The organism is Ursidibacter arcticus, assembly GCF_009761375.1.
Lineage (GTDB): Bacteria > Pseudomonadota > Gammaproteobacteria > Enterobacterales > Pasteurellaceae > Ursidibacter > Ursidibacter arcticus.
On sequence record NZ_LEKM01000116.1, the window covers coordinates 107,107 to 119,426 of the forward strand.

Genomic DNA, 12,320 nt, shown 5'->3' on the forward strand with positions numbered 1-12,320 from the left:
TTATTCCTAAATATATAAAAGCGAGATCCTATAGAAATCTATGGTAATGCCTCAAGCGGTACTGGATATACATTTTCTTGCGGATCAGAACCTTCTGATAAAGAAATCCAGCGAGATTGATCATCATTGTAAACACGATAGTGTCTCAGTTTACTATTCAAATCACGAATAAATTTCTCTTGCTCCTGAACGCTCATACCTTTCCAAGTATCTTCATCAATCGCCGTTACCTGGCTTTTATAAGGAATATCATCTAAATACTCCCCTAATAGACCTAACTCTGCTAATTTAGTTGAAGTTCCTTCTTTAATTTTATTAGGGTCTTGTCCCATTGCGGCAGCAACAGAACGAAGTTGTGCAAACATATCACCTGATGAAATTAAGCCTTGATTTGCCGCATCAGCAATTTTCTTTACTACCTCGCTTAAATCACTTAGTTGTGATTTTGTCAATAAAATATGAGCTTCTGCTGTTGGTGCAGTAGGCTTCATAAAATCACGATCGCTTACCCAAGCTCTAAATACAGGAGGTGCTTTTGTATTATTTACATTTCCTAAGTAAGATAACTGCATCGCTTTTCCTAACAAAGAGGCATCTTTTTCAATTTCAGATTTATTATCATCTTTGTTATCAACTGCGTGTACAGCACTTCCAATTGCACTTTCACCCGAATAAGCCAATTTAACCTGTGAACTTAATGCATTTGCTAATAATGAGATATTTTTGCCAAACTCATCTACATCACCTGCATTCACTGGATAGTAAAGAGGTTTATTTACAACACTATTAAAAGACAATTCTCTATATTGTGCTTCTGCGATTGCGTGATTCTTTTTACCTGATGGCGTTTTTAAGTGCAAAGTATAAAGTGCAACGCCCCTGTGTTGAGCTTCTAAACGTAACTGCTTCGCATCAAGCCCTGTCGTTGAGATAGGATTATCACCTTCAATTGCACCTGCATCAGTGATTAGAACTAAATAACGAGCACCGAATTCATTCCAATTCACCTCATTAAGAGCTTGGTTAATCCCTGCGTAAGCATCTTCACTAAACTCTTTAGACGATATAGTCGCTTGTTTTAAATTAGCAACTTTATTCATAAAGTCTTTGCCATCTTTCACTGTGTTTGGGCTAACGAACATTTTAGAAGTGTATTCCAAACCAGGGACTGCATCAGTGCTTGAGCGGAAAGCAACCAATCCAAATTTTACTTTATCTAACAAGTTCTCTTTTTCTATTTTTTCATAGACTTTTTTAATTGCATCTCGAGTACGGTTGATATAAGGATCCATTGATATCGTAGAATCAATGACGAAAACCACCGCTGCTCTGAAGCCGACGATCTCTTGATCAGATTTTTGTGGCTGAGTGGTTTTATTATCGCTATTTTTATCTTCTTTTGTAACTGAAGCCACTTCAAGAACACGTTCATAAAAACCTCTTCCATTCATTACCTCTTCACCTTGTAAAATAGGTAGTAAGTAGAAATTTTTCTGAAAATCAACGAATTCTTCTGGCTCTTGCGATAGTATTTCAGGTACAACTTTCTTTTGAGCTAATGCTGTTCGCATTGGTTCAAGGATTTTTGCTGGCTCGCCATCATTAACTACTTTCTCCAAACTTGCTCTATCCTTAAAAAATAACAGAGGATCACGCCCTGAAGGGTTAGTAAATACCATTGTCATTTGCATATTCCAAGGAACAGCACAATTCGCATCAAGCCAACCTACTGTTTTCCCTAGTGTATCAGGTCCGATTTGTAGCATTTCAGTACCTGAAATATTCTCTCGTTTATACACATAGTAACGAGAGAAAGCGGGTACTTTCTCCCCTTTTTTTGCATCATTTGTTGGGAGTAGCTCACAACTTGGCGTGCTTAAAACTCGTTGATAGAGTGTGCTTTTTCCTTCTTGTAAAAGTGGTTTCTGCTCTGCTATTGCATATTGGCTGAATATCATTGAAAGAGCGATAGAAGCAAGTTTGAAATTTTTCATTATTTTTTCAACTCCTCAAGTTTTTGCTTAGCGACAGAATTATTTGGATCATAACTTAACACAGTTTCATACCAATAAATTGCTGTCGATTTATCTTCTTGGAAACAAGCACTACTTGTCTCATACTCTTTAGCGTAAGCTAACGCAATATCTATATTGCCACTTTGAGCTTGGTTAGCATACAAACGCTGAGCAATACCACATTTATTTACCTTTTTCGCATTATCAATAATTTCTAAGATACGCTTCGGTTCAGGGCTGCTTTTCAAGCAAGATTGTAGGAATGCTAAATCATCACTGTGATTTCCATCTATATCACAAGCAGATTTTTGCACTTCTGCTGGCTTATCTGAATTTAAAAACAGATAAATTCCACCGCCTATTAAAAGCAAGATAACTCCTACAATAATTCCTAATAATTTTTTCTTTTTAGGCGTCGCTTGAGGTTCTTCTTTAGATTCTTCTGGTTGAACTTGTACTTCACTTTCAGTACTATCCGAATTTACCACAAACTCAACCACTTCTTCAGGTCCGGTCAATTGTTCGCTATGATCTTCCGTAACAGTATTTTCAACATTCTGTGCATTTTCTGCAATTTTAGGACCAGAAAACTCCCTTACATCATCACTACGAGAGGAGTCACCGCTTGCAAGAGAAGCTAAAATGTTACCTACCATTCGCACAGGACCAGAGTCCGTTGAAGATATATTCGTACTGTCACGCACAGCTAACATATAGCGTACATTGCCAACTTGTTGTACCAATGAATCAATTATATTTGGTCCAATAACGCCCTGTAAGACCTCATCAGAAACATTCATCTCTGCAAGTTTATGCCATACAGGCTCAGCCTGCCAAAGATCACCTTCTACAAAATACTTACCATCTTGATTACGTTGTATGCTTATTTCAACATCAGCTGTTCCTTTCCATTTCGCTGCACTGAAATAAGCATATCCAGGACGATTTTCCTTTAACTCAATTCTTAACACAATATTTCTCCTAAATGCTACCCTTTAATTTCAGCCTGACGATATACCGCTAGAACATTACCAAGTTTTGTATTCGCTACAACATCAATTTCACGACCTGCACTATGTCCTGCGTTACTTTCTGCAAATCGACCAAAAGCAACAAACCAATCAAACAAATAATGTTGTGTAAACTTATTTGTATGTTCATTTAATTTAGGTAGTCCATTAACTTTTTCTACTTCTTGATATTCAAAAATACTACTTTCTACAGCAATGCGGCTTGCAGGTCTTTGTGTAGTAGGCATATCAATAAAGCCTAACCAAGCGATAAAATCTGCAATTGCGGTACTGATGGAGAATACTTGACGCTCAGCAAGCTGATCACGCTTACTACCAGCACTCTCATTTTGGAATACCACTTGAGACAATTTTCCTTGTAAATTCAGTCTATTCGCTCCAGTAATAATTTCACCGACAATAGATTCTATTGTTTGCGTAGAAAAACCAAAGTATTGCATAAAATGCTGATCTGAAGAGATGTTTCTTAGATGCTCAATCCAAGATTGGAAAGCAGCCATCGCAAAGCGAGACTCTACCACCTTATCTTTAGATTTATCTTCCATTGGAATTTGCTCTGGCTCAGCAAAAATATCAAAAGGTTGAGAATCAAAACCAAATCCTGCATCAAACGTTCCAACATTTGATTCTTGCTCTTCTGGTTTTAATAATACCTCTTCATAATCAGAGAAATATAAAGAACGAATTGTTTCTTCTGGTAATTGCAAGTACCTGAGCAATTCACCAACCAAGAGTGCTTTTTTATTCAATTCAGCAACAACTGCTTGTGCCAGCTGACGTTTTTTATTTACTTCCTCGGCACCATCACTTTGATACCAATTCGCAAAACGATTTTCTACAATATGCTGAATAGACGCATTAAGCTGCTCAGTTAAACGTTGTGCTTTAACTTCTGGTAATGCAATTGTTTTTAGGTAGTCACTAATTCTTTGCATACCACCATCGTTTAACTTCATCATTGCATCCCAAGCAATTTCAGGCTCTGCCACGTGTTTTTGTATATCAGGATCATTCGAAAACGTAGAACGCAATAGATTAAGCTGTGCTTGCTCTTGAGCTGCGACACCCAATTCATCAGAGCCATTCATATCCAAAAAGGCAACTTTAAAGCCAGGTTTACGAACAAGAAAAACATTATTAAATGGTTTTCCATTTGACCAGTTATTCAACCATTCGTAATTACCAAAACGTTCTAAAATAGTTTGCTTCAGTAAACCACCTTGCCCCCAGGAGATTTTTAAGAGATCTTCATCTTTACTCAGGTCGGCAGTAATACGCATATCAAACATTGTAATTGCCCATAACAGACCCGGTTTGCGAATACTTCTTGTCTCTGCTGTATCCCCTTGAGTTTTATTGATCCAGCGTTCAAGAACTGGTCCAACACTATTTACATCAGATTGCTTAGTTGAAGGCGTACACACAACTAAGATATTCATTTCTTGGCTATCGGTATAACGTTCAAACAGATAAGCAACCTTACCCCTTAAAATCAGTTGTGAAACAGGATTCCCCTCTTTCACTTCATTTAGTGATGTAATAGCTAATCGTCCGCGATAGCCTGGAAAATCCAATAAATCGACACTTTCTACTGCTGGAACACGAGTTGGATTAACTAATGGGAAAACCAATTCCGCCGTTAAAGCGGTCAGTTCCGCCAAAGAAATTTCAACAGGCTCTCCAACATTACCTTCTTCAATTAAAGGGCGAACAGATATGTTCTCATCTTTATCTGTCCCAAGGCGTTCAAGCATATCCACATTCATAATGCTATCCGCTTGAGAAAGCCCACCCGAGCCATTATCTTTTACTACCGCAGAAATCGGTGCATATACACGCTCTGCATAGCTCAATTTTGCTAATGTTTTTGCAAATTGAATATAAATTTGAGTAAGCTCTGGAATCTCTGCCCAGAGAATAGAAAATAATGTTGCTCGATCTTCTATAGATAAATATGGTGCTAGGGCTGTTGCTTTTGCCCAGTAGCCGCCCTGCAAAGCTGATAATGACTTGCCAAAGCTATCTTGTGCATAATCTTGCAAATCAACTACATCATCTTCCATTACGCCTTTTACAATAGCGGCGTTTTGTTTAGCACTTAACCCTTTTAGCAAGATATTGATACGGGATTGTTCTAGCTGATAAGTAACTCGTTCTTTATCAAAATCGTTAAAATATGAGTTTACTAAAATTTTAGCAATTTCAACTTCTTGGAACAATCTTAATTCAAGAGGGAAACCTGCAACAGCAGCTTTAGCTGAACGAGTAAAACGAGTAACTAATCCAGTCGCTTCTTTCCCTCCACCAGGTGGGTTAATATGACGAATAAAATCTAATTTTTCACCATCAAAAAGCGTTTCTAAATTACCTTTTTCATCCGCAGCTAATGCAGAAATTAAGAAAGATTTACCCGCTTGTGATAAGCCGAAAAAGCCAGCCGCAATAGGCTTAGCAGAAACAGCTCCCAAGCGTTTTGCTTGATTACGTAGGCGTCTTAATTCTAAAATTAAGCTGTCCGCCTCATTATTCAAACGAACGACATTTGGGCGGACCTCACTTACCCAATTAATCGCCTGTTGCGAAGCCTGGAAAACATTGTCCCAAGATTCTACTAAATGGTTTTCTATATTATTGCTCATCGTTTTACACACCCACTATCTAACCAATATTGTGTCTCACCTAATCCTGCATCAGCCATCGTATTAAGACGAAGTTTAATATCTCGGTCTCTGCTGCAAGAACGCCCATTTGAACTTGTTACAGATTTAATATAAAAGTTTTCGGCACGTTCTTTGCTATTTTTATTGTTCTTTATCCCTAAAGTAACTTCTAAAACAACACCTTCATTACCAAGCATCGCCGCCCATTCTCTATTTTCAATTGATAATGTATATAGTGGTGCTGCTACCCATCGTTCCACATTTAACTGGCGGAATCCTAAACGGATAGGACCTCTAACCTCAAAGGAGGTATCAGGAAAATCGTAGTCATCATTATCTAAATCAATATTCTGATAATACACATTAGAATCTTTGATAACATTGTTATTGTCTAACAAGCCGATATATTTCACCGTTGAGTAAGCTTTCATTGCTACAGAACGGAAATAAAAGTTCGGTAAACGTAAATTCTTACTTAAGAAGCAAAGCATCGCACCGACAGCTGCTGTTGTTTTTGGATCTTCAATACGCCCTTGTTTATGGAAAGGATACCAATTCCCTGTTCTATAATGGTGTAGCGGTAAAATTCTACCTGCTGGTAGCGGCAAACGAGATTTAAAAAATGCTTGTACGCCTGGTAAACGAGATGGGCGACCAGTTAAAAGTAATACATCACACTGATAGCTATTAACAACCTCACAGAGTGAATTGAATGTTTTACAAATATCGTAGTAATCACCTCGAATAAATAGGGTATGAATCCTGCGAAGATCTACCCGAACTGGCAAATCTAAAATTGTAAAATCAGGATTTCCTAATGCTCTTGCTATAGGTTCATTGATATAGGATAGTACTGATTCTGTTGGTTGTTCAACTTCTGATAACAATTCCCTAAATGTTAATCCATTAAGTGAATTTTCATTTGTTAATGGATCATACAGCTCATACTCTTTCAATATACGCAATCCTATCGGACTAAATACTTGTAAAGTGAGCTGTTGGCGTAACAATGCATCTTGTACTTTTAATGCTTGTGCCCCAATCAATTCCGAAAGAATTGGATCAGGATCACGCAGTCCTAGTTTTTTCAATGCTTCGGTTAAAGAATCCACCACGACATCACGAATAACATCTAATAAAATGTCATCTCCTGCAACTTTAAATCCATCTCGGAAACGTTGCGTTGGAAGAATATAAGCATTACTTCCGGTACCGCCATTTTCACCATAGTCTAAAGTATAGTCATTGATAACAAGATCCGTTGTTCCACCGCCTATATCCACTGTGGCAATTGTAATACCTTCTTTTTGTTTTTTATCTGGACGGCGTAATGCTTTTATAAACTCTTCAGGACGACCACCATAATTGTTCTGTGTTTCATTAAAGAAATATACAACTTGACCACAAGTTGCTTCATCCCACTGAATAATAACTTCAGGAAGAATTGGCCAATACTTCTCACGTTCAGTGATTTTCTCAAAATCTAAATCGCTCTCAGATTTATCCCAACCTAACGCTTTCCATACCAAACCTGCTGCTTGATAAACAGATTGACGGAAGATTTCTCGTTCGGGTTTTGGCATTGCCGGCGGAATTGTCAAAATAATTGAACGCAAATAACGAGGAGTACGAGAGTGTTCTAATTTAGCACGCTGTGCAGGGCTGTTAATTTGCATTAACGCTTGCATTAATACTTCTGAAAGCATAAAAGTCATCAATGAACGGCGTGAATACTTTGGTTGGAATACTGGCATTTTACGCTCAAACTCCTCATCAATTTCATCACGAAGAGTATGAAGAGCCTCACCAAATTCATTGATTAACCCTGAAAGTGGATCTGCTGTCGCATACGGCTCATAATCTGTTTTGACATACGATGAGTTAAAACGCCAGCCTTGTTCATATTTAGAATCATCCCATAAGTAACGTTTGGGACTAGATAAACCTGTAGAACCTTCATTACCTTCACGACGGCTTGCTAAACGTCCTGCTTCTTTTCCTACACGAGCAATAGTTGGCCACTGAAATGCATCTCGGCGACCACTCTGAACTGAAAAATGGTCTTTACCAAAAAACGCCTGTGCAAATTCAATTCGGCTTTCAAAAGGCTCGCTATAAACCCTTTCAGGTAACGTCAAATCTCGAAGCTGTAATTCATAACGTTTTTTCAAGCCATCTTTTTCTTGTTCGTGATCTTCAATCAAAATACCACATGTTCTTGAATTCCCTACATCTAAAATCATATCTACTGGAATAGATTTGATAATATCATCAGAACGATTTGAAATAACCTTAATTCTAGGCATTTCAATTTCCGTACCAAGCATTGCAAGTATATTCAAGTAGTGACCTTGATAGACTTTTTCTCTAACATCATTTTCTAGGTCATCTGGATGAATTTTAAGACGCTCTGCATCAGGAGCAAGTTCAGTAAAAAGCTCCAATAGCCATTCATTTACCCATTTATAATCTAAAAACCAAGACATTTGATTTGATTGATGAGCTAATCCAAATACCACGCCTGAACGAATATCTTCTTCCGTTGGTGCAAGGTAAGCAACATCAGCACGATTTGGAAAAACTTTCGTATCAAAAGCAATCGTAATGCGGTGTGTGTTACCTTCTTGGTCTGGTGTAGCTAGCTTGATAATTCTAGCACGAGCCCAGTTATATGGACCTTCATCGAAACGATCTGGTGGCACAGTTCTCAGCACAGGAATAGGTAGCCAAACCCCATCAAACAATTTAAATGAATCCTCAACACTGATTTCAAGATCAACTTGAACAATACGTGTTAAATCCGTACTGTCACAGAACCCTTCACCACTTTTATGTTCAATGAGTCTACGTAAAGGAGAGTTTTCGGATTTACCAAAGCTCCCCATACTTTTCGCTCGCCAATCTTTGTCTTTCCAATCAATCTTTAGCCCAAAGTCTAAAAACTGCACGCCGCTGTTCATAATCAGCGACAGTTCTTTTCCATAGTTATGCAATTCTGGCAACATAATCTGTCTCTCTTATCTTAATTTGATTTAATAATAATTGGGAAATTCTGCCCTTTCTCATACTTACCTTGACAGTCTGCTGAACTCTTCGCTCCAGCTCTGCAACTCACGCTTGGTAATTGATAAGTTGAGCCATCACTACATTTTGCAATGCCTGTATTATCAATGTTCAATCTACCTCCATTCATACTTGCGACGACATCACCGGTACATTTCACACCATCACCACGTTTTAATTCGACCTTTCCTTTACCATCATTAAATTTGTAATTTAATCGTAATGGTTTTCCTGTCGTTTTATCCTGAATCCCAGCACCTGCATTCCACTCTCCATTTAGGAAATTCAATTTACCATTTTGCTGGCTATCTGGTGGAATAGTTAGTTTTTTATCATCTTGCTGATTTGGAGCTTGACTATTTTCATCACCTATTGGTAACTCTGGTATGCTTTGATTTTCATCCACAGGATTATCTTTTGAACTATTTTGATTTTCATCTGTGTTAGCTTTATTTTCATCTGCATTAGCTTGGCTTTCAGCCTCATTAGCTTTATTTTCAGCTGCATTGGCTTGGCTTTCAGCCACATTACCTTGATCTTCAGCTGCGTTAGCTTTAGCTAAATCATCTGCGACCGAAGTATCCGGAAGAGTTGGTAATCCGCCATTCTGACCAACAGCTTGATTTGCCTGAGCATTAGTTTCCAAAGTTGCTGGAGCTGTTGTGTCACTAACATAATTTACGGTATCTTTATTTCTTACACTATCTTTATCCCTAAGGACTGGTGTTTGAACATCTATACATCTTTTTTCTAACTCAGGTGTAGTTTGTTCTAATGTATTTAGTAATATTGAATCAGAAATCACAACACCAGATTCATTCACCCAACGATTATTGACAAAATAGTAAAAACTGCCTGAAACTTTTCTAATTTCGCACTCTTTAGGTGTAATTTTAGTTTCGCCTGTAACATTATTCTCAATTGTAACTGTTGGTGTTCCAAACCAATTGAAATGAGGAAATAAAAAGCCTCTAAATAACCAGCATAACAACACGCCTAATAACAATAGCAATGGTAGTATCCACCAAAAACGGCGACACCAGTGTTTAGTAGTAGGAGCTGGTTCTGCTGTTTTTTCTTGAGAGGGTTCATAATTAGAAAGTGGTATTTCTGGGGTTATTGGAGGAACAAGAGAACTTGGTTTTAAGTTTAGAAAAGGGCTTCCATATATTAGGGCATTTTTTTCAGTGAATCCCCAAAAAGTGATCACAGGACGATCATTAACCAAATAAACATGTTCTGGATTTGGGAAACGTAAAGCCTTTAAATTATCAGCATCCTCAATGTTTTTTGATTGTCCACTACATAACAATCTTGCAAAAAGCAACTGATCTCCCTTTGTTGAAGGCGAGGATGTCATTTCACTTCCGAGTTCCAGCATAGTACGCTCAAAAATCTGCAATTCCGCCCAAGCTTTATCTCTCTCTTCTTGTGTGGCTGAAGTCCAAGGTACAATCATATATTGACCGTTTGGCTTATCTGACTCGAATGGAACATACCAATCAATTTGACTACCTTGATCATTACGCTGGGGAATTGCTAAATAATCAGCAAACGCTTTTCCCCGTTTAAATTTGATAGAGTCTCTCAACTGGGAGGCAACAGAATAAACCGCAACACCATCTTGCCCTAAAGCGGTATAATTTTTTATATCTCCGCTTCGTAATAATGCACTTAACATAACATTTACCTTTTCTTTTCAAAATACCTTGTCCAATAAATTGAAATATTCTATAAGATCTGCTTATAAAATGTAAATATCATTAAATTAATATAATTTTTGTGTAAGGATTATTGATATAGTCCTCTTAATGAGTATCAAGTTCTAAGAAATTAGAATAACGTTTAGTCGCTAAACATCTTGGTTAATACGGCTTGAAACCGCATTTTGTTGATTTTTATATTTAGCATCTTTACGGGCATTATAAGGACGTTTCGCCTCGCCACTTAGTATTTCAAAACTTAACGCACCAATTGCCATATTAGGTCTCAGTGCCAAAGGTAGCTTGCCTGCATTAAAAAATTCCAATACGATTTTCCCTTCCCAACCTGGATCAATACGATGAGCTGTAACGTGTACCATTAAGCCTAAACGGGCTAAAGAAGAGCGTCCATCTAACCACCCCACAATATTTGCGGGTAGTTTTACGGACTCTAAGGTGGTAGCTAGAGCCAGTTCCCCTGGGTGTAGGAAAAATGCCTCATTATCAGCAATAATAATTTCATCACTCATTACTCGCTCTAGTTGTGCTGCCATTTCTTCTTTTGGCCCGCTAAGATCGATATAAGGTGTTGAATGTTCACGAAACACACGAAATGAATTACCTAAACGGACATCAATAGTTGCACCATTGATTTTGTCATTTGATGGGCGTGGCGTTAAACTGATAATCTCATCATCTAAATAACGTTCAATATCGCTATCGCACAGACGCATAATTTACCCCTATTTTTGTTTTAATAACTGCTTAATTTGTGCTTTTAAAATGTTGATCGCAATGCGGTTTTTCCCACCTTTAGGAATAATCACATCGGCATATTGTTTGGAAGGTTCAACAAATTGTAAAAACATCGGGCGAACAGTTTTGCGGTATTGGCTTACCACCGATTCCATTGTTCGTCCACGCTCTTCCATATCACGCTGTAAACGGCGGATAAAACAGATATCAAGTGGAGCATCGACAAAGATAGATACATCAATTTCATTACGGATATGTTCATCCGTTAGCAATAAAATACCTTCTAAAATAATAATGCGTTTAGGTGAGAAATGGGTAACAGTAGTTTTGCGGTTATGTTCGGTATAATCATATTCAGGAATTTCAACAGATTTCCCTTGTTTTAGAGTTTGTAGATGAGCAACTAATAAGTCGTGATCCATTGAATTAGGGTGGTCATAGTTGGTCTTTACTCGTTCTTCCATTGCCAAATGGCTTTGGTCTTTATAATAAGCATCTTCTGAAATAATGCCAATATCATCTTGTCCTAATTCATCTTTGAGCTCTTTATAAATAGTTGAAGCAATTAAACTCTTACCCGAAGCTGATGCCCCAGCAATCGCAATCACAATACAAGATTTATTTTCAGTTAAAATCGACATAAAACACCTTAAGGAATGAGAATTTTTGCCATTATACTCTATTTACCTAATATTGCGTAAGCCTAAGCTGGCACTAGCAATTTTATTTTTATACTTATTTTTTAATGCATTGTAGCTACTAACATCATTAACATAAAACTTACCACTGCAAGCAAGAAATGTTTTAAAGAGAATTGTTGTCCTTTTTTAAAAGCCTTAGCACTAAATACAATATATAGCACTAAAAATAGTAATTTTGACAAAATCCAAGTTTCACTGAATGAGAAACCAAAATAGAAAAAAATAATTAAGCCAGAGGCTAAAAGTAGTGTATCAATAAGGTGCGGTGCAATACGTAGAGTTTTATATTGACGCCAATCGATCATACGAGCCGATAACACCCCACGAGTTAATAATAACGCTAAACTCACATAAGCAAGACCAATATGAGCAAAAAAGAGAGATTGCATTA

At 37.5% G+C, this 12,320-nt stretch carries 8 protein-coding genes; all 8 read right to left on the reverse strand.

All coding sequences use genetic code 11. The features are described from left to right. Positions 1-38 precede the first annotated feature (38 nt). Positions 39-1,994: a vWA domain-containing protein gene (locus A1D25_RS04390; protein ID WP_157394475.1), complete on the reverse strand. Its 1,956-nt coding sequence runs from the start codon at positions 1,992-1,994 to the stop codon at positions 39-41. Beyond that, entirely contained in the window at positions 1,994-2,986 is a 993-nt protein-coding gene (locus A1D25_RS04395; protein WP_157394476.1) for a flagellar basal body-associated FliL family protein, read from the reverse strand. Before A1D25_RS04395 ends, A1D25_RS04390 begins: the two co-directional genes overlap by 1 nt. 17 nt (positions 2,987-3,003) lie before the next feature. Beyond that, complete coding sequence (locus A1D25_RS04400) at positions 3,004-5,685, reverse strand: putative virulence factor (protein WP_157394477.1); 2,682 nt, start codon at positions 5,683-5,685, stop codon at positions 3,004-3,006. Further along, the gene (locus tag A1D25_RS04405; RefSeq protein ID WP_157394478.1) at positions 5,682-8,711 is read right to left on the reverse strand and encodes a virulence factor SrfB; all 3,030 of its coding nucleotides are present in this window, start codon (positions 8,709-8,711) and stop codon (positions 5,682-5,684) included. Before A1D25_RS04405 ends, A1D25_RS04400 begins: the two co-directional genes overlap by 4 nt. A gap of 17 nt (positions 8,712-8,728) precedes the next feature. Then, the gene (locus A1D25_RS04410; RefSeq protein ID WP_157394479.1) at positions 8,729-10,450 is read right to left on the reverse strand and encodes an SrfA family protein; all 1,722 of its coding nucleotides are present in this window, start codon (positions 10,448-10,450) and stop codon (positions 8,729-8,731) included. Positions 10,451-10,621: 171 nt separating this feature from the next. Beyond that, a complete protein-coding gene (gene dcd / locus A1D25_RS04415) occupies positions 10,622-11,206 on the reverse strand; it encodes a dCTP deaminase (RefSeq protein ID WP_157394480.1) in 585 nt (194 codons plus the stop codon). A 9-nt stretch (positions 11,207-11,215) separates the two neighbouring features. Beyond that, positions 11,216-11,869 (reverse strand): uridine kinase, encoded by a 654-nt coding sequence (gene udk / locus A1D25_RS04420; protein WP_157394481.1) that lies wholly within the window; start codon positions 11,867-11,869, stop codon positions 11,216-11,218. Positions 11,870-11,970: 101 nt separating this feature from the next. Then, positions 11,971-12,318: a SirB2 family protein gene (locus tag A1D25_RS04425; RefSeq protein ID WP_157394482.1), complete on the reverse strand. Its 348-nt coding sequence runs from the start codon at positions 12,316-12,318 to the stop codon at positions 11,971-11,973. Positions 12,319-12,320 lie beyond the last annotated feature (2 nt).